The sequence below is a fragment of the Embleya sp. NBC_00896 genome (assembly GCF_045207785.1).
Classification (GTDB): domain Bacteria; phylum Actinomycetota; class Actinomycetes; order Streptomycetales; family Streptomycetaceae; genus Embleya.
The window spans coordinates 6,537,712-6,555,934 of the sequence record NZ_CP108776.1 but is presented as its reverse complement, the minus strand read 5'-3'; the positions used below and the strand labels follow the sequence as shown (position 1 = coordinate 6,555,934).

Genomic DNA, 18,223 nt, shown 5'->3' with positions numbered 1-18,223 from the left:
ATCAGGAACCGTCGATCCGGTAGGCCCAATTCTTCAACCGCTCGCGCATCCGAGCGATCTGTTGCTCGCTTACTCCGTACACCGCGTACTCGCGGTCCGGCCAGCGGTCCACAGCCCGGAGAGCCTGCGCGAAATAGGCTCGGTCGAAGCCGGCGTCGTGTTCTTCGGCCAGTTCGAGCAGGCGATCCGCGGTGTAGCGGCCGGACGCGAGGGCGGCGTCCACATCGAGGTAGTCGCGCGGGGCGGCTCGACCGAACAACGTGGTGACCTTGTTGGCGACCGCGTCGTCGGGGTGGAGAACGGGGCCGATGTCGAGTTGGGCCGGCGGGCGGGATCGCCAGTCGCAGCCCATCTCGACCCTCGTCTCGCGTCCTGCCTCGTCGATCACCGCGAAGCGCGCGAACACGTCCCCCAGGGGTTCGACGTCGATCGTGAATCCGTCGCTTCGGTACGCCGCTGCCACGCGGCTCACCGCCTCGGCGAACGCCACGGGGTCGGTGATGTCGGTGAACAGGTCCACATCGTCCGAGCCGCGTTCCAGGAAACCGTGGGCCTGGACCGCGTAGCCGCCCGCCAGGACGAAACCGTAGGAGGCCGCGGCGGCGAGACCGACACGGGCGAGCCTGGCGTGCAGGGGATCCATGCCCGGAATGCTATGCGGCGACGGACGCCAGGTCCGGGAACTTCGACTCCCACATCGCCCGCAGGCGAAGGGGCAACCACAGCCGTGACCACACGCGTGCCAAGAGGTCCCCGTTCACGTGGCGGCCGAGCTCCTCGGCATGCATCGCCTCACGAAGCACCGTCTCGTACAGCAGACGCACATCGACGTCGTCCGCCAGGTCGTACGACTGCTTAGGGGTCCAATCCAAGGACGTGGGCAACACGACGACGCCCTCGGCCGGGCCGGCCAACTCCGCGAAGGTCTCCGGCACCGCATACGGCCGGACATCCGCATACCGCACACGCACGTCCATCCCCCCAGTATGGCAACGGACCATCCCCACCCGCGCTCGGCCATGACCGGGGCGAATCGCTGTCCCGGCAGGCCCGCTGCGCCTTCGTCGGGCGCCGAGTCGGGCTTGGGCCGCGACGGGGGTGTATCGGGTGGTTTGGGTGAGCGGGCCGGCTTTGGGGTGGACGTTTCGTGGTTAATATGCCCGGATGGAGAACGCCCCGGGTACTGCCGCGCCGCCTTCGGGGTCGACGATGATCGGGGCACCGCTGCGGCAGGTCCTCACCGTGCTCAGCGGGCCGCTCGCCGAACTCGTCGCGGCGCCTCGGGGACACGATGTCCCGGTGCGGGACGTGGTGATCACCGAGCCCGACGGCGACACCGGGGTCGAGACCGGCGATCTGGTGCTGGTGATCGGCGTGCGCGGCGCGGCCGCGACCGGATCCGTCCTCGCGGCAGGGCGCGAGGGCGCCGCCGCCGTGGCCGTCAAGGCCGCCCCCGACCAAAGCTTCGAACAGCTGCGACAGGCCGCGTCCGACGCCGGCGTGGCGCTGGTGGTGGTGTCCCCGCAGGCCCGATGGGAACAGGTCGAGGCGCTGGCCAGGGCCGTCGTGGACAGCGCCGCGATCGAACTGGACGCGGATCCGGCGAGCGGCGACCTGTTCTCCCTCGCGCAGACCCTCGCCACCCTCACCGGTGGCTGCGTCAGCATCGAGGACTCCGCGAGCCGGCTCCTGGCCTACTCCCGCTGCGACGACCAGGTGGACGAGCTGCGCAGGCTGACCATCCTCGGCCGGAACGGTCCCGAGCAGTACCTCGCGCTGCTCCGCGAATGGGGCGTCTTCCAGCGGCTGCGCCAAGGCGACGAGGTGGTGCGGATCGATGCGCGCCCCGAGCTGGGCATCCGGGCCCGGCTCGTCGGCGCGGTACAGGCCGGGACCCGGACCCTGGGCAGCATCTGGGTCCAGGAGGGCCACGAGCGGCTGGCCGACTGCTCCGTGGAGGCGCTGCGCGGCGCCGCCCGACTGGCCGCGCCGCACCTCATCCGCAACCGTGGCGACGCCCGATGGAGCGCGGGTCCGAGTGAGGACTGCGCCGCCGCCCTCCTCGACGGGCGGCTCGCCGCCGGCTCCCTGGCCGGGAGCATCGGGGTCGACCCCGACAGTTCGGCCCAGGTGATCGCGGTGGACCTGCGCGACGACGGGCCGCCTCGCGACGGCGGGCGCCTCCAACGAGAGCTGCGGCGTGCCGAGGCCGCCGAGATGGTGGCGGTGCACGCCGCCGCCTACCGGCGGGACGCGCTGGTCACCCAGCTCGACGGCCGCATCTACGTCCTGCTGCTCGGCTCCGAGACGGGCGCGACGACCGAATCCACGACGCCGGGCGGGCCGCCGAGCCGGCCACAACCGGCGGCCGCCCTGTCCAGGTGGACGGCCGACGTGGTGTCGGTACTGCGCGGACGGCTCGGCACCCCCGTACAGGCCGCGGTCGCGGACGCCGCGCCACGCCTCGCCGATGTCCCGGCCGCCCGGCGCGGCGCCGACCGGATCCTGGACGCCATGACCCGCGAGCCCGAGCGGGCGGTGGCCGTCTCCGCGGACGTACGCGCGGGCATGGTCCTGGCCGAAGTCCTGGCGGCACTCGCCGACCGGCCCGAGATCCGGCACCCGGCACTGGACGCACTGGTGGCGTACGACGCCGAACACGGCAGCGAGTTGGCCCGATCCCTGCTGATGTGGCTGGACGCCTTCGGCGACGTCGCGGCGGTCGCCGAGCGGCTGCACGTGCACCCGAACACGTTGCGCCACCGGCTGCGGCGCATATCGTCCCTGGTCGACCTCGACCTGGAGGACCCGGAGCACCGCCTGGTCGCGATGCTGCTGCTGCGCCGCGCGACCCGGGACTGAGCCGGACCGGGACCGAGCGAACCGGGACCGAGCGGATCAGGACCGAGCGAACCGAGGCTGAGCGGACCCGGACCGCGCGAACCCGGCTCCGGCGTTTCGACGCGCGTTCGCGTCCGTGGCGCACTGGCCGAGCGGACACCGTTGCGCACTCGACGTTGGCGGCACGGACAAGCCCCCTCGCGTTCACCCGGGCCTAACGTTCAGCGACGGCGCAAGCGCCCATCCGGAATCGAAACATGGATCGCAATATGGCATAAGTCACATCAAGCGATCAATGTATTGCTCATGTAGTCAAAGGCGACATAACGTCCTGCGAGTTCGTGAGGAGCAGCTCACACTGTCGCTGCTCCCTCTCAGGGCCGCCGCTCGGCCCCGCGTCTCGTTTCGCATTGGTGAACGTCGCACGCCCCCACCGCGAGGAGCTACCGCATGTCAACCCATGTCCCAGAACGGAAGATCGCACCGCCCGACCAGGTCGAGGCGACGTCTCCCGGCGGGCAGGGCCTCAGTGGCGGTCTGAAGAACCGCCATCTGTCGATGATCGCCATCGGCGGCGTCATCGGCGCCGGCCTCTTCGTGGGCTCCGGCTCGGGCGTCAACAAGGTCGGTCCGGGGATCCTGATCTCCTACGCCCTCACCGGTCTGATGATCGTCTTCGTCATGCGCATGCTCGGCGAGATGTCGGCGGCCAACCCGACGAGTGGCTCTTTCTCCTCCTACGCCGACCGCGCCTTCGGCCGGTGGGCGGGCTTCACCGTCGGCTGGCTGTACTGGTTCTTCTGGGTCGTCGTACTCGCGGTGGAGGCCACCGCCGGCGGCGCGATCCTGCACGGGTGGGTGACCGCCGTGCCGCAGTGGGCCTTCACCCTCGCGGTGATGGTGCTGCTGACCGCGACCAACCTGATCTCGGTGGGCTCGTACGGTGAATTCGAGTTCTGGTTCGCGGGCATCAAGGTGGTCGCGATCGCCGCGTTCCTGGTGATCGGCGGCCTCGCGATCTTCGGCGTGCTCCCGGACACCGACCCCGTCGGCCTGGCCAACCTCACCGGACACGGCGGCTTCCTGCCGAACGGCTGGGGCCAGATCCTCTCCGGCATGCTGCTCGTCGCCTTCTCCTTCATGGGCAGCGAGATCGTCACCCTCGCGGCGGGCGAGTCCAAGGACCCGCGCCGCGCGGTCACCCGCGCCACCAACAGCGTGATCTGGCGGATCGCGCTGTTCTACCTGGGCTCCATCCTCATCGTGGTCACCCTGATGCCGTGGGACTCCAGTGCCGTCGGCGAGAGCTCGTACGTGGCGGTGCTCGACCACCTGAACATCCCGGCCGCCGGCCAGATCATGAACGTCATCGTGCTCACCGCGGTGCTCTCGTGCTTCAACTCCGGCCTGTACAGCGCGTCGCGCATGGCGTTCTCGCTGGCCAAGCGCGGCGACGCGCCGCGGGCCTTCGGCACCGTCAGCCGCAGCGGTGTCCCCCGCAACGCCGTCCTGGCCTCGGTGGTCTTCGGCTTCGTCGCGGTGTTCTTCAACTACACCTCGCCGGAAACCGTCTTCGACTTCCTGCTGAACTCGTCCGGCGCCATCGCGCTGTTCATCTGGCTGTCGATCTGCCTCACCCAGCTGCGCATGCGCCGCATCCAGGAGCGCGAGGCACCCGAGAAGCTGACCGTGAAGATGTGGCTCTTCCCGTACCTGACGTACGGCACCACAGCGTTCCTGCTCTTCGTGATCGGCTACATGCTGTACGACGACACCGGACGCAAGCAGATGCTGCTCTCCCTGCTGGCCGCCGCCATCGTCCTGATCGCAGCCTTCGTACGCCAGAGGCGCGCCCCGAAGAACGCCCCCACGACCGAGGCCACCCCGGTGCCCCTGGTTCCCGCGGGCGCCACCTCGGACGCTTCCTGACCCAAGACAAGAACGCGTGGGGCCCTGTCCGGACACCCGGACAGGGCCCCACGCGTTCAACCCGCCGCCGCGGCCCTCATCCCTGTCGGTCTACCGGTCCACCTCGTGCCCGATGCGGGCGGCGACTCCGGGGTGGGACAGGTAGCCCGCTACGCCGTGTGCGTCGTTGTGGGGGTTCGGGACTTCCAGGTGGTCGTCGACTCCGGGGAAACCGGCGATCTTGGCACCTGGTCGGCGCAGGGACACCGGGTCTCGCGGGTCGTACACGTTCAGCCAATGGGTGACCCCGGCCGGGCGGGCGAGCGGGGGTGGGCGGAGGTGGCGTTGGATGGTGGCGAAGCCGAGGGCGGAGCCGACTGTGACGAACAGCGGAACGTCGAGGGTCGGGACCAGATCGCGCAGGATCTCGTACGCCACCACGGATCCCAAGGAGTGCGCGACCACGACGACCGGTTCATGGTCCGTCGCGGCTTGCCGCAAGGGCTCCGAGACGATCTGGCGGATGTCCTCGCCCACGTAAGGCGCCTGGAGATACGCCTCCACGTCGGCGACGAATCGCAGGACTCCTCGACCGGCGAACGAAACCTTTCGGTCCAGTGCGGCCAGCACCGCCTGTACCCAAGCCCAGTTCTTGACGCCGTATGCCTTGAGGGCGCCGGCGGGGAGTTCGGCGGCCACCGCTTGGTCGGTGAGGTCGTAGGCGGTGGCCATCTCAAGGACCAACTCCTGTGCGAACGCCGAGATTTCGCGGCTCTGTCCGTCCCCGCCCCCGTACGCCACGAGCGCCGGCGGCTCGCGGGTGACCCATTCCGCCAGAGTGTCCCCGTAAAAGGGCATCGCCGCCGCAGCCACGGCAGGCGGCGCCGTCGGCACGCCGAGTCCCTCGGTCAACGCGTCCACCCAGAGCCGACACAACGCGTCGGGGTCCTTCCCCTCCTGAGCGCGTCCGTGCACGAACACCAATCGCGTCATGGCGTCATCCTCCACAGGGATTCGGGCGCGTCGGGCGGCGCGGCCCGACAGGAGACGGTGCTCCAGGCGACCCAGCGCAGTCCGTGCGCCAGATCATGGTCCGGAGCCGGACCACCAGTCGCGCCGTAGGTCTGCCAGCCGGCGCGCATCAGCGGGTAGGTGGGGGTGACCGGCACGCGGTCGGCGATGCGCCGGTCCTCCGCCAGGAGCACCAGGTCGTACGGGACCCAGCCCTGCTCGTCGGCACAGCGATCCACCAGGCGCCGCACGGCGGTTCGCTCTCCCACGCGGGCCTGCGCGTACGCCGCCGAGAGGCCGCACTGACCGCGTATGAGGAACTGGGGGCGGATCGACCCGAACTCTTCGTCAATCCGCCCGGAGCCGCATTCGAGATCGTCTTCGACCGACCCACCCAGGACGCCATCGCCGACGAGGTCGCGCAACGCTCGGTCGCCGCCGGGTTCGGCGAATCCTGCGGTGACATCGGAATCGTCTACAGGGATCCGTATCTCATGGTGGTCCGCGATGCCGTGCGCTTCCGATCCGGCCCGGGGGCGGCGGTGCTGCCGGTCCTCGACGACGGTCGCATCGTGCTGATCAACCACTTCCGCCACGCCGATCGCGGTTGGCACTGGGAGATCCCCGGGGCTTCGGCGACCCGGGCGACGCGTCGGGCGAGGCTACCGCCGCACGTGAGGTGCGGGAGGAAGTGGGCTGCACCGTCACGGAGTTGCTGTGGTTGGGCGCCATCAACACCGACAGCGGCATGTCCGGCGGCCGGGACGTCATCCACCTCGCCCGCATCGACGCCGCCACCCTGCCGGTCGACCCCCCGGGCAGTGGCGCCGAGGAAGGCATCGACCGGATTCGGATCGTCACGCCCGACGAGTTCCGGGACATGATCCTGAAGGGCGAGATCACCGACGCCTACTCCCTGTCGGCCTACGCCTTCGCCCTCGCCCGCGGCCTCCTGCCGGGGTAGCCCCGCCTTGGCCCCTTGACGCGTGCCCCCCGCGAGGCGTGGCGGGCTGGGCGTGGGTGCGGCGCGGCCGATCGCGCGCCGGGTCGGGTTGCCGTGTCCGAAAGTGTACGAGGCTTGTCGTTTCGGCCACTGGCAAGGCGTCCGACCGTCGTGGAGGATAGCCACGCGGCCCTCCGTTCGAGGGCCGCGCAGGGTTCCAGGAAGAGGAAACGATGACCGACACCACCGCGAACACACCGAATTCCGCTGCGGCACGCCCGGAAGGCGCGATCGCCGTCTACGGGGCGTACGGTCACACAGGGCGCTTCGTGGTCGCGGAGCTGCACCGCAGAGGCCGCCCCGTCGTGCTCGTCGGCCGGGATGAGGCCAAGCTCCGGGAATTCGGGCGCCGTTACCCGGACTCGCCGGTGCGGGTCGCCTCCGTCGACGACCCCGAGTCGCTCGATCGGGCGTTCGTCGATGTGGGCGCGGTGATCAACTGCGCCGGTCCCTTCCTGGAGACGACGCTCCCGGTCGCCGACGCCGCGATCCGTGCGGGTGCGCACTACCTGGACGTCGCCGCCGAGCAGGCGAGCGCCATCACCCTCTTCGACACCTACACCGACCGCGCGAAGGACGCGGGTCTCGTGGTGGCACCGGCCATGGCTTTCTACGGCGGACTGGGTGATCTCCTGGTCACCGCGGCCCTCGGCGATTGGACGAGCGCGGACGAGATCACCCTCGCCTTCGGACTCGACAGCTGGTTGCCGACCGAGGGCACCCGGCTCACCGGTGCGAGCAACGCGGGGCAGCATCTCGTCTTCACCGGGGGTCGGCTGGTCCCCTTCTCGTACTCACAAGAGGTCTCCGCGTGGGAATTCGCGCCGCCGCTCGGAAAGCAGCAGGTCAATGAATTCTCGACGGCCGACCAGGTAACCATCCCCCGCCACGTGCGCACGCCGGAAGTACGCGCGGTGATGAATGTCGCGGCGCTCGACGACGTCCGCTCCGCGGATACTCCGGCACCCACCCCCGCCGACGACAGCGGCCGGTCGGCGCAGACCTTCGTGGTCGAGGCGATCGTCCGCAACGGCGGCCAAGAGCGCCGGGCGGTGGCCGGCGGACGCGACATCTACGCGATCACGGCCCCGATCGTCGTGGAGGCGGCCGAACGCATCCTCACCGGGCGCTACACGACAACCGGCACGGTCGCGGCCGGCGAAACCTTCGACGCCACAAGCTTCCTGACCGCCCTCACCCCCGACCACCTGACCCGCCTGGAGATCTGACCCCGCAACCGGCGGCTCGGCGTGATCACGATGCCGAACGGGCACGTGTGCCGGCCCGGGTGTCGGCCGCGGAAGGGCGTCGTCGGCGATGCGCGAATCGTCGCGCGGTGGGGGTGGCGAGGGGCGAGGGGCGAGCGACGTCCGGGTCGGCTCGCCCCTCGTGGCGTTCCCCCGGCCGCTACGCGATCGATTCCGCGTCGCTCTTGGTGATCGCGGCGGCGAGGGCGCGGCGTTGGCCGGCGATTTGGGCCGGGTCCCAGCCGGGGCGGGGTATGGAGGACAGGAGGAGGCGGGTGTAGGGGTGTTCGGGTGCGGTGAGCAGGTCGGCGACCGGGCGGTGTTCCACCGTGCGGCCGCGGTGCAGGACCAGCGCCTCGTCGCACAGGTAGCGAACCACGGCCAGGTCGTGGCTGATGAAGATCAGCCCGATGCCGGTCTCGCGGCGGATGTCCGAGAGCAGGTTGAGCACCTGGGCCTGGACGGAGACGTCCAGCGCCGAGACCGCCTCGTCCAGCACCAGGACGGCCGGTTCGACCGCCAACGCCCGGGCGATGGCCGCTCGTTGCCGCTGTCCGCCGGACAACTGCCGGGGCCGGGCGGCCGCCTCGCGGGGGCCGAGGCCGACCTGGGCCAGGAGTTCGGCGATCCGTTCGGCGCGCGCGGCGGGATCGCGCATCCCGTGCAACCGCAGCACGCCGTCGAGCATCGCGCCGATGCCGAGCCGGCCGTCGAGGGACAGGTAGGGGTCCTGGAAGACGATCTGGACCGCCTTGGCGCGGGCCAGCCGGGCCGCCCGGCCGCGGACCGAGGCCGCGAGGGGCGTGCCCTGCACCAGGATCCGCCCCGCGTCGGGACGTTCCATGCCGACCAGCATCCGCGCCGTGGTGGTCTTCCCGGACCCGGACTCCCCGACGAGCCCCAGGGCCCCGCCGACCGGCAGCGAGAACGACAGGTCCTCGACGGCGACGAACGGCGTGGCCCCGGTCCGGTAGGTCTTGCGCAGGCCGCTGACCTCGATCAGCGGTCCGTCGTGGGGTGTGGCGTGGGTGGTCAACGGTCCTCCGTACCCGGTGAGGAGTGGGCGAGCGCGAGTTCGTCCACACGATGGCAGGCGACCCGCCCGGAGCCGTGCGGTTCGAGCGCGGGCGGCGCCTGGTCGCAGCGGCCCGGCTCGGCGAAGCGGCAGCGCGGCGCGAACGCGCAACCGGGCGCGGACTCCATGAGGCTCATCGGCGCTCCGGGGATGGGGGTGAGCCGCTCCAACGGGCCGTCCAGGGGCGGGGACGAGCCGAGGAGTCCGGCGGTGTACGGGTGCCGGGGCGTGGCGAACAGGTCGCCGGCGCCGGCGGTCTCGACGATCCGCCCCGCGTACATCACGTAGATCCGGTCGCAGGAGGCGGCCGCGAGCTCGATGTCGTGGGTGATCATCAGCAGGCCCAGGTCGCGTTCGCGGCGCAACTGCCCCAACAGGGCCAGGATTTCGGCCTGCGTCGCGACGTCGAGCGCGGTGGTCGGTTCGTCGCAGAGCAGCAGCCGGGGTTCACCGCCGAGCGCGGCGGCGATCATGACGCGTTGCAGCATCCCGCCGGACAACTCGTGCGGGAATTGGCGCATGTGCCGCGCCGGGTCCGGCATCCCGACAGCGGCGAGCAGTTCCACCGCCCGGGCGTTCGCGCGCGCCTTGGACCAACCGCCGGCCAGGCGGAGCGCCTCGGTGAGGAAGTCACCGATCCGCCGGACCGGGCTGATGCCGGCGCGCGGGTCCTGGAAGATCATCGCCGCGACCCCGGTGCGTACCGTGCGCAACTGCGCGGCGTCCGCGCCGACCAGGTCGATCCCGTCGACGCGAATGTGGCCGCTCACGTCGGCGCCGGTCGGGAACAGGCCCAGGGCGCTGCGGGCGGTCACCGACTTCCCCGAGCCGGACTCGCCGACCAGGGCCACGGTCTCGCCGGCGGCGACGGTCAGCGCGACGTGGTCCAGGATCGGGCGGGCCATCCCGGGCAGTGCGACGCTCAGGGCGTCGACTTCGAGCAGTGCCATCAGGCGTCCCTTCCCGCTACGCGGTCGCTGAGGTGTTCCCCGACGACGTTGAACGCGACGACGACCAGCACGACCGCGAGGGCGGGCACGATCGCGGAGAGCGGCCGCTCCTGGAGGACGGCGGCCTGGCCCTGGTTGATCATCGCGCCCCAATCGGGTGTCGGCGGTTGCACGCCCAGGCCCAGGAAGGACAGCGCCGCGAGGTCGAGCAGCGCGTAGCCGAAGTTCACCGTCGACTGGGCCAGGATGGTCGGCGTGATGTTCGGCAGCAGACCGCGGACGGCGACGAACACCGGGGAGTGACCCTGGACCCGGTAGGCGGCCACGTAGGGCCGGCTCTTCTCGGCGGTGGCCAGACCGCGCACCAGGCGTGCGGTGTACGGCATGTACGCGACGGCCATCGCGAGCACCGGCGCGGTCAGCCCCTTGCCGAACAGGGCGACGGCGAGGATCGCCAACAGCAGCGCCGGGAAGGCGAACAGGATGTCGAGCACGCGCCCGATCGCGGCGTCGACCCAGCCGCCCCGCCACGCGCTGAACAGTCCGACGGCGATGCCCGCGACGGTGGAGAAGACCACCACCGCGAGCGGCCCGACCAGGCTGGTGCGGGTGCCCTCGATGAGCGCGGAGAACGTGTCGTGTCCGCCCTGGTCGGTACCGAGCCAGTGCGCGGCACCGGGGTCGGCGAAGGACTCCGAGAGTGACCCGAAGGTGGGGTCCTGCGGCGCGAGCCACGGTGCCGCGATCGCGACGAGCAGGAACCCGGCCAGGATCACCAGGCAGGCGTTCACCAGCCACGAACCGCCGACCCGGCGGAGCCCGCGCAGCAAGTCGCGACGCGGCGGGGAATCGGGGGAACCGGGAGAATCGGCGGAACCGCGGGATCCGGGAGAGCCGGCGGAACCGGGAGAACCAACGGTGACGGCGCTCATCGTGCGCTCCCTTGTGCCGAGACCCGCGGGTCGATCAGCGGATACAGCAGATCCACCAGGGCGTTGATCACCACGAACGCGGCCACCACGAGCAGCACGATGGCCTGGACGACCTGGAAGTCCTGCTGGCTCACCGCCTGGACCAGCAGCGAGCCGACCCCGGCCATTCCGAACGCGGTCTCCACCAGCGCGGTGCTGACCAGCATCCCCGACACCAGCAGGGCCGACACGGTCACGATCGGCCCGAGGGCGTTGCGCAACACGTGTCGCCGGATCACGCTCCGCCGGGGAATCCCCCGGCTGAGCGCGACCTCGACGTGTTCGCGGCGCAGTTCGTCGAGCATCGCGGTCCGCGTCACCCGCGTGACCAGGGCGGTGAACGTCACCGAGAGGGCGATCGCCGGCAGCACGACGTGGTGCAACCGGTCGAGCGCCCCTTCGCCGTTCCCGAACGTCGGGAACCAGCCGAGCTGGACGCCGAACACCGACCGCAGCAGGATCGCCGCGACGAACGAGGGCACCGCGGCGCCCACGGTCACCATGAGCAGGACGGTGGAGTCCGCCCGGGTGCCCCGGCGCAGCGCCGCGACGATCCCGGCGCCGACCCCGAACACGGCGATCAACAGCATCGATACGCCGATGAGCAGGAGCGAGGCCGGCAGTCGTGACCACACGACGTCGCCGACGCCCTGGTGGAAGAGGTACGAGCGGCCGAAGTCGCCCTGGAGCACCCCCTCCAGCCAGTGCCAGTACTGGACTGGGAAGGGGTCGTCGAAGCCGTACTGCTCGCGGATCACGGCGAGATCCTGCGGGCTCACGCTGCGGCCCTTGACCAGGAAGCTCACCGGGTCACCCGGGGCCAGGTAGAGCGAGGAGAACACCAGGAAGGAGGTGACCAACAGGGTCAGGGTCATCCCGGCGAGCCTGCGTACCGTGGCCGTGGCGACGGCCAGGGCGCGCCCGCCGCGGCGAACCGCCGCGGCGGGCGTGGATGCGACGGTCAACTCTTCGCCCCGATCTCGGCGGCCCACGGGTAGTAGAGGTAGGCGATGGAGGGCTGGACGCCGGTGATCCGCTTGCCGAGGAAGACGCTCACCGGTGAGGTGTACAGGGGTAGCCAGGGCAGTTCGCGCAGCGCGATCTGCTGGGCCTGCGCCGCGGCGGCGGCCTGGCCCGCGGGGTCGGGGGCGCCGAGGGCCTGGTTCACCACGTTGTCGAACTCCGGGTTGGACCAGCTGCCGTAGTTGCTGAACGCGCCGGTCTGCAGCGAGCCGTACATGTCCAGCGGGTCGGTGATGGACGTGTACCAGAAGGTCAGGAACAGGTCGATGCCCTTGCGCGCCGCGGGATCGGTGAACAGCGTCGAGTACTTCTCCGGCGAGAGGGTTTCGATCTCCGGCTTGAGGCCGATCGCGGTGGCGGCCTGCGAGACGGCCTGGGTGATGATCGTGGTCTGCGAGTCCAGCGGACTGGTGGCGATCACGATCTTCTGGCCGTTGACTCCGGCCTCGGTGGCGAGCGCCTTCGCCTTGGCCACGTCGTACGGGTAGGCGGGGATCGTCTTGTCGAGGCCCTCCCGGACCGAACCCGGAGCGGTGTTCCAGGTGTTGTCGGTGACCAGCGACTTCGCGACATCGCCGACGCCGCCGACGCCGGCGTCGACGATGCCCTTGCGGTCGATGGCCATCAGCAGGGCCTGGCGCACCCGGGCGTCGCCGAGCGCGCCCTGGAGGTTGCCGACCACCTCGTCGGCGACGGTGGTGTTCTGGCCGAAGTAGAGCTTGCCGGCCGGGGTGTTGCGCAACTGCCCGTAGGAGTTGGCCGGGACCATCCAGCCGCCGTCGACCTCGCCGGTCTGGAAGGCGTTGACCCGGGTGGTGGCGTCGGGCAGGAAGACGAACTTCACCTGTCCGGACTTGGCCTTGAGCTCGGGGTTCCAGTAGTCGTCGAAGCGCTTGAGCACGAGCGACTGGCCGGCGGTCCAGGAGGAGAACGAGAACGGGCCGGTGCAGTTGACGCCCTTGGCCGGGTTTCCGTAGTCCTTGCCGGCCTTGGCCAGGGTGGCCGCGGACTCGACCGTGCCCGGGCTCGCGGCGAGGTACTTGTTGAACGTGGAGTCCGGCGTCTTCAGGGTGACCGTGACCTGCATCGGGCCGGTCTTGTCGACCGACTGGACGTTGCGGTACGGGTGGGCCCAGTAGCTGCCCACCTCGGGGTCGAGGTTGCGGCGCAGCGAGGCGACGACGTCGTCCGCGGTCAGCACGGTGCCGTCGTGGAAGCGCACGCCGGCCCGGATCTCGTAGACCCAGGACGTCGGCGTCGGGTTGGTGAAGGAGCTGGCCAGGCCCGGGGACGTGGTCAGGTCCGGGTTCCAGCGCAGCAGGCTCTCGCACACGTTGGCGAGGATCTGGTTCGGCGGGTAGTCGAAGGCGTACGCGTAGTCGATCGAGGCGGGTTCGGCGAACAGCGACCAGGTGAACGAGTCGATCGGCGCGCCGGGCGGCGTCTTGGCGGTCAACTCGTAGGCGTTGGCGCCGGACTTGGCGGGGCTGCCGCCGCCGTTGCACGCGGTCGCGGCGAACAGCGCGGTGACGGCGCCGACGAGTGCGATGCGGCGAAGGCGTCCGGGTCGTCTGGAGCGGGCTGCGGGCATCGTCTTCCTCCAGGGTTTCGGGGACGTGCGGTGGTGCTCGGGACATGCGGGGGACGTGCGAGGAACGTGCTGGGAACGTGCTCAGTCGGTGTCGGCGAAGACGAGGCGGCCTTCGACGTACGTGCGCCGCACCCGGGTCGCGCCGATCTCCTCGGGCGGGCCCGCGAACGGGTCCCGGTCCAGGACGGCGAGGTCGGCGTACTTGCCCGTCTCGACGGTTCCGGTGACCTCGTCGAGGTGGTTGATCCACGCGCTGCCGGCGGTGTAGGCGGTCAGGGCCTGCGCGAGCGTGAGCGCCTGTTCGGGGAAGAACGGCTTGCGGGGCGCCCGGTCGGCGGGCGCGTTGGGCGCGTCGTGCGGCACCATCCGGTTGACCGCGACGTGGATGCCCCACAGCGGATTGGGGCTGCTCACCGACCAGTCGCTGCCGGCGACCAGGCGGGCGCCGGCGCGCAGCAGGTCGCCGAACGGGTATTGCAGCGCGGCGCGTTCCGGTCCCAGGAAGGGGATCGTCAGGTCGTCCATCTGGGGTTCGTGTGCCGCCCAGAGCGCCTGGATGTTCGCCGCCGCGTCCAGGTCCGCGAAGCGGGCGACGTCGTCGGGGTGGACGACCTGGAGGTGGGCCAGGTGGTGGCGGTTGTCGTTGGCGCCGTTGGCGGCGCGCGCCGCGGCCAGCGCGTCGAGGGCCTCGCGGACCGCGCGGTCGCCCAACGCGTGGAAGTGGATCTGGAAGGCCAGCCGGTCCAGCTCGCGCACCGCCTCGGCGAGCAGCTCGGGATCGACGAAGCTGAGCCCTGAGTTGGCGGTGGCGCAGCCGCACTTGTTCAGGTACGGCTCCAGCATTCCGGCGGTGAAGTTCTCCGCGATGCCGTCCTGCATGATCTTCACCGTGGTGGCCTGGAAGCGGCCGACCCGGCCGGTGCGGCGGCGTTCCTCCAGGTCGGGTATCTGCTCCAGGCCGCGTTCGCGGTCCCACCACAGGGCGCCGACCACGCGGGCGGTCAGCGAGCCGTCGCCGGCCGCGCGCAGGTACACGTCGTAGTTGTCGGGGTTGCCGGGGAAGGCGCCGATCATGGCGTCCTGCCAGGCGGTGACGCCGAGCGAGTGCAGGTGCCGCTGCGCTTCGAGCAGGCCCGCGAGCGCCTCGTCGGGGGTGGCGACCGGCACGTGGTCGCCGACCAGGTCCATGGCCCCCTCCTGGAGGGTGCCGGCCGGGGTGCCGTCGGCCTCCCGCTCGATCCGGCCGTCGACGGGGTCGGGGGTGTCGCGGTCGACGCCGGCGCGTTCCAGCGCGAGGCTGTTGACCCACGCGCCGTGCCCGTCCCGGTTGGTGAGCAGCACGGGGCGGTCGGCCACCACGGCGTCGAGCATGCCCCGGGTCGGCGTGCCGCCCGGGAAGATGTCCATCGACCAGCCGCCGCCGCAGATCCACTCCGCCTCGGGGTGGGCGGCGGCGTACGCGGCGACCACCGCGAGGTAGCCCTCGACCGAGCGCTGCCCCGACAGGTCGCAGCGCCCCATCTGTACGCCCGCGACGGCCGGGTGCACGTGCGCGTCCTGGAATCCGGGGATCAGCAGGCCGCCCGCGAGGTCGACGACCTCCGTGTCCGCGTCGACGAGGTCGCGGATCGTGGTGTCGTCGGCGACGGCCAGGATGCGGCCGTCGCGGACGGCGACGGCGGCGTCGATCGGGGCCGGCGAGGTCGCGGTGAAGACCCTGCCTCCCACAAAAACGGTGTCGGCCCTGGGCCGGATGGTGCTCGCCATCAACGCGTCCTCAAGTTCTGCGGGGTGATCCGCATGGCGTGGTGTTGAAGAGGAGTGAAACGGCAGCGCAACAACGTTGTCAACAGTGATGCGCTGACTGGCTCCTCAATCGATACACTGGCCACACCATGCCGAAACCACCCGCAACCCCAGTCCGCAGCAAGCGCACCGGCACCCAGCTGACGCCCGAGGCGATCATCGACGCGAGTCTGCGCATCGCGGCGCGAGGCAGTGCCGACGCGTTCACGATCCGCCGCCTCGGCGAGGAGTTGGGCACCGACCCGACCGCGATCTATCGACACTTCCGCGACAAGGACGAGCTCCTGCTGTCCGTCGCGGACCGCACCCTGGGGGAGGTGCTCGACAGCATCCCCGACGGCCTCGACTGGCAGGGGCGGCTGCGCGCGCTCGCCGCCGGCTCCCTCGCGGTCGCCCTGAAGTACCCGGTGGTCGCCTCCACCATGGCCAGTCGAACCACCAGACGCCCCAACGAGTTCCGGGTCGTCGAACTCATCCTCGGCATGGTCGCCGAGGCCGGGCTCGTCGGCGCCGACGCGGCGCTGCACTACCGGATGGTCGGTGACTCGCTGCTGGCGTTCGTCGGTCAGCGCGCCGCCTACCTGCTGTTCGATCCCGAGGTTCGCGCGTCGGACGAGTCCGCGTGGAACGTCGAGTACCGCCTGGTCGACGTCAGGGGCTTCCCGAACATCACCCGCCTGGGCGCCGAGCTGGCCGCGGTCACCCACGACGAGATCTTCGATACCCGCGTCGAGGCGCTGATCACCGCGATCGAACAGCGGGCGGCGGCCGTTCGCGAGGCCTGATACGGCGAACGACCAAGGCTCCCGACCGCGACCCGAACCCCCCTCCCTGTCCGAAGGTCTTCGCGCAGCGTCTGCGCAACACTGTTGACATCAGTGATGCGCAGGCGCTTCACTCCCCCCATCGCACAGGTCGCGCTTCGATCGCCGACCGGTCCGGGACCCAGTCGCCACGATCCCGAGACGAGGGATTTCATGCCCAAGGAACCTTCCGGCCCACGTACTTCCGCTCCCGCCTTCCCGTCCAGGACGATCGACCGCGCGGGTATCCCCCACCCGCTGCGCGCCGTGTTCGCCACCCACGCCGAGGCCCGGCGCCGCGGCATGCCCGTCGACGAGGTGGCCGGCGAGCGCGCCGAATCCGCCCGCCGCGAGCAGGTCCGCCGGGCCGAGCAGCGCGAGGCCGCCTCCGGCCCCAGCCGCCGCCGGCTGCTCGGCGCGGCGGGCGCGCTCGCCGTCGCCGCAGCCGCGATACCCGGCGGAGCGCTCGCGCCGTCCCGCGCGTCGGCGGCCACGGCGCCGCGCGTGGTCGTGGTCGGCGCGGGCCTGGCCGGACTGCGCTGCGCGCACCGATTGTGGACGGGGCGCACCCCCGTCGCGACGACCGTGTACGAGGCCGCCACCACCCACATCGGCGGCCGCTGCCGGTCGCTGCGCGGATTCTTCTCCGGCGGCCAAGTCCACGAGCACGGCGGCGCGTTCATCAGCTCGACCGACACCGCGATCCTCGGCCTCTCGCGCCAGCTGAACATCCAGAAGGAGTTCGCCTACGGCGGCGCACTGGCCACCGGCGACTACCTCGCCTGGATCGACAACTCCGTGTACACCGGCGTCGCGCAGCAGGACGACTGGATCGCGCAGGCCTACGACGCGTTCAGCGCCTCCTACGCCGCCGTCGGCGCCCCGCGCTACAACGCCTTCACGCCCGAGGCCCGCCGGCTCGACCTGATGTCCGCGCTGGACTACCTCGACGAGATCGGTCTGCCCGCCGGCTCCCGGCTCGGCCAACTGATCCAGTCGCTGCAACTGCAGTCCGGCGGCGAGCCGAGCGAGTGCTCCGCGGTGGGGCTGGTCGGCTTCCTCGGCGCCTCCGACGTGTTCGCCGGCGGCGGCTTCGACGAGAAGTACCACCTCGCGGGCGGGAACGACCAACTCGTCAGCGGCATGGCCGCGCAACTCCCGGCCGGCACCGTCAAACAGGGCTACCAACTCGTCGCGCTGCGCCGCAACGGCGACGGCAGCTACACCTGCACGTTCGACCACGGGGGCAGCACGGTCTCCGTCGGCGCCGACCACGTCGTGCTGGCCCTGCCGTTCAGCACGCTGCGCAACGTCGACCTGTCCGGGGCGCAGTTGTCCGCCCTCAAGCTGAAGGCGATTCGCGAGCAGGGCATGGGGCAGAACGCGAAGATCGTCACCCAGCTCACCCACAAGACCTGGCCCGCCGCCGGCGGCAACGGCATCACCAACACCGGTCCCAACGGTTACCAGACCGCCTGGGACGGCTCGGTGCACCTGGGCGCGAACGGCGCACCGGCGCTGCTGGTCAACTTCCCCGGCGGCAACACCGCCCGGAACACCCTCACCGGAGCGGCCCACGGCCCGGCCCCGACCGCCGACGTGCAGTGGTTCCACGGCCAGATCGAGCATCTCTACCCCGGCACCACGGCCGCCTACAACGGCAAGGCGTACGAGGACCACTGGTCGCTCGATCCCTGGTCACTGGGTGCCTACCACTACTACAAGGTCGGCCAGTACACCTCGATCGCGGGCTACGAGGGCGCCCAGGAGGGTCGGATCCACTTCGCGGGCGAACACACCGACGTCGACAACTCCACCCTGAACGCGGCGGTGGCCTCCGGCGAACGCGCCGCGGACGAGGTCGCCTGCCAGATCTGAGGCCGATCCGGCGCTCCGGCGCCGTGGTGGTCTGCCACCAGGGTCCGGTGGAACTCCGGTATCCGCCGACGGCGGGCGGGCGGCGAGCCTGCGCGCCCGCCGTCGGCGGCGTGAGG

The 18,223-nt window shown here is 71.2% G+C and carries 16 protein-coding genes; 6 read left to right on the top strand and 10 right to left on the bottom strand.

Going from position 1 to position 18,223, the window contains the following annotated elements:
- Position 1: 1 nt before the first annotated feature.
- Together OG928_RS29365 and OG928_RS29360 are read right to left on the bottom strand one after the other, a co-directional pair.
- A complete protein-coding gene (locus OG928_RS29365) occupies positions 2–643 on the bottom strand; it encodes a nucleotidyl transferase AbiEii/AbiGii toxin family protein (protein WP_406289264.1) in 642 nt (213 codons plus the stop codon).
- 10 nt (positions 644–653) lie between these two features.
- Positions 654–977: a hypothetical protein gene (locus OG928_RS29360; protein WP_406289262.1), complete on the bottom strand. Its 324-nt coding sequence runs from the start codon at positions 975–977 to the stop codon at positions 654–656.
- A 187-nt stretch (positions 978–1,164) separates the two neighbouring features.
- Here OG928_RS29360 and OG928_RS29355 point away from each other — a divergent pair, with 187 nt between their 5' ends.
- Together OG928_RS29355 and OG928_RS29350 are read left to right on the top strand one after the other, a co-directional pair.
- Positions 1,165–2,862, top strand: a complete 1,698-nt coding sequence (locus OG928_RS29355) for a PucR family transcriptional regulator (protein WP_406289259.1) — start codon at positions 1,165–1,167, stop codon at positions 2,860–2,862.
- A 429-nt stretch (positions 2,863–3,291) separates the two neighbouring features.
- Positions 3,292–4,770, top strand: coding sequence for an amino acid permease (locus OG928_RS29350; RefSeq protein ID WP_406289257.1), 1,479 nt, complete (start codon positions 3,292–3,294; stop codon positions 4,768–4,770).
- Positions 4,771–4,860: 90 nt separating this feature from the next.
- Here the strand turns inward: OG928_RS29350 and OG928_RS29345 are convergent, their stop codons facing one another.
- A complete protein-coding gene (locus tag OG928_RS29345) occupies positions 4,861–5,742 on the bottom strand; it encodes a hypothetical protein (protein ID WP_406289255.1) in 882 nt (293 codons plus the stop codon).
- Positions 5,739–6,374, bottom strand: a complete 636-nt coding sequence (locus OG928_RS29340; RefSeq protein WP_406289254.1) for a hypothetical protein — start codon at positions 6,372–6,374, stop codon at positions 5,739–5,741. The genes OG928_RS29345 and OG928_RS29340 overlap by 4 nt, the downstream gene beginning before the upstream one ends.
- 65 nt (positions 6,375–6,439) lie before the next feature.
- Between OG928_RS29340 and OG928_RS29335 the strand changes: the two genes are divergently transcribed.
- Together OG928_RS29335 and OG928_RS29330 are read left to right on the top strand one after the other, a co-directional pair.
- Positions 6,440–6,724, top strand: coding sequence for a hypothetical protein (locus OG928_RS29335; RefSeq protein ID WP_406291287.1), 285 nt, complete (start codon positions 6,440–6,442; stop codon positions 6,722–6,724).
- A gap of 212 nt (positions 6,725–6,936) precedes the next feature.
- Positions 6,937–7,992, top strand: coding sequence for a saccharopine dehydrogenase family protein (locus tag OG928_RS29330; RefSeq protein WP_406289251.1), 1,056 nt, complete (start codon positions 6,937–6,939; stop codon positions 7,990–7,992).
- A gap of 178 nt (positions 7,993–8,170) precedes the next feature.
- On the opposite strand, the gene OG928_RS29325 is transcribed toward OG928_RS29330, so the two are convergent.
- From OG928_RS29325 to OG928_RS29300, 6 genes are all read right to left on the bottom strand, one after another.
- Positions 8,171–9,046 carry an ABC transporter ATP-binding protein gene (locus OG928_RS29325; protein ID WP_406289249.1) on the bottom strand — a complete coding sequence of 292 codons (876 nt, stop codon included), beginning with the start codon at positions 9,044–9,046 and terminating at the stop codon, positions 8,171–8,173.
- Positions 9,043–10,035: an ABC transporter ATP-binding protein gene (locus OG928_RS29320; protein ID WP_406289246.1), complete on the bottom strand. Its 993-nt coding sequence runs from the start codon at positions 10,033–10,035 to the stop codon at positions 9,043–9,045. The genes OG928_RS29325 and OG928_RS29320 overlap by 4 nt, the downstream gene beginning before the upstream one ends.
- Positions 10,035–10,865, bottom strand: a complete 831-nt coding sequence (locus OG928_RS29315) for an ABC transporter permease (RefSeq protein WP_406289243.1) — start codon at positions 10,863–10,865, stop codon at positions 10,035–10,037. Before OG928_RS29315 ends, OG928_RS29320 begins: the two co-directional genes overlap by 1 nt.
- 98 nt (positions 10,866–10,963) lie before the next feature.
- Positions 10,964–11,971 carry an ABC transporter permease gene (locus tag OG928_RS29310; protein ID WP_406289241.1) on the bottom strand — a complete coding sequence of 336 codons (1,008 nt, stop codon included), beginning with the start codon at positions 11,969–11,971 and terminating at the stop codon, positions 10,964–10,966.
- Positions 11,968–13,620 carry an ABC transporter substrate-binding protein gene (locus OG928_RS29305; RefSeq protein WP_406289240.1) on the bottom strand — a complete coding sequence of 551 codons (1,653 nt, stop codon included), beginning with the start codon at positions 13,618–13,620 and terminating at the stop codon, positions 11,968–11,970. Before OG928_RS29305 ends, OG928_RS29310 begins: the two co-directional genes overlap by 4 nt.
- Before the next feature lie 81 nt (positions 13,621–13,701).
- Complete coding sequence (locus tag OG928_RS29300) at positions 13,702–15,387, bottom strand: amidohydrolase (RefSeq protein ID WP_406289238.1); 1,686 nt, start codon at positions 15,385–15,387, stop codon at positions 13,702–13,704.
- Between the two features lie 128 nt (positions 15,388–15,515).
- On the opposite strand from OG928_RS29300, the gene OG928_RS29295 reads away from it, so the two are divergent.
- Complete coding sequence (locus tag OG928_RS29295; RefSeq protein ID WP_406289235.1) at positions 15,516–16,211, top strand: TetR/AcrR family transcriptional regulator; 696 nt, start codon at positions 15,516–15,518, stop codon at positions 16,209–16,211.
- A 192-nt stretch (positions 16,212–16,403) separates the two neighbouring features.
- On the top strand, positions 16,404–18,107 hold the full coding sequence (locus OG928_RS29290; protein WP_406289232.1) for a flavin monoamine oxidase family protein: 1,704 nt from the start codon (positions 16,404–16,406) through the stop codon (positions 18,105–18,107).
- Positions 18,108–18,223: the final 116 nt, after the last annotated feature.

Bases quoted from the DNA above. Each gene is read 5' to 3' on its own strand.
- OG928_RS29355 (WP_406289259.1), top strand. From the start codon at position 1,165: ATGGAGAACGCCCCGGGTACTGCCGCGCCGCCTTCGGGGTCGACGATG.
- OG928_RS29345 (WP_406289255.1), bottom strand. From the start codon at position 5,742: ATGACGCGATTGGTGTTCGTGCACGGACGCGCTCAGGAGGGGAAGGAC.
- OG928_RS29360 (WP_406289262.1), bottom strand. From the start codon at position 977: ATGGACGTGCGTGTGCGGTATGCGGATGTCCGGCCGTATGCGGTGCCG.
- OG928_RS29290 (WP_406289232.1), top strand. From the start codon at position 16,404: ATGCCCAAGGAACCTTCCGGCCCACGTACTTCCGCTCCCGCCTTCCCG.
- OG928_RS29295 (WP_406289235.1), top strand. From the start codon at position 15,516: ATGCCGAAACCACCCGCAACCCCAGTCCGCAGCAAGCGCACCGGCACC.
- OG928_RS29330 (WP_406289251.1), top strand. From the start codon at position 6,937: ATGACCGACACCACCGCGAACACACCGAATTCCGCTGCGGCACGCCCG.
- OG928_RS29320 (WP_406289246.1), bottom strand. From the start codon at position 10,035: ATGGCACTGCTCGAAGTCGACGCCCTGAGCGTCGCACTGCCCGGGATG.
- OG928_RS29300 (WP_406289238.1), bottom strand. From the start codon at position 15,387: ATGGCGAGCACCATCCGGCCCAGGGCCGACACCGTTTTTGTGGGAGGC.
- OG928_RS29365 (WP_406289264.1), bottom strand. From the start codon at position 643: ATGGATCCCCTGCACGCCAGGCTCGCCCGTGTCGGTCTCGCCGCCGCG.
- OG928_RS29305 (WP_406289240.1), bottom strand. From the start codon at position 13,620: ATGCCCGCAGCCCGCTCCAGACGACCCGGACGCCTTCGCCGCATCGCA.
- OG928_RS29350 (WP_406289257.1), top strand. From the start codon at position 3,292: ATGTCAACCCATGTCCCAGAACGGAAGATCGCACCGCCCGACCAGGTC.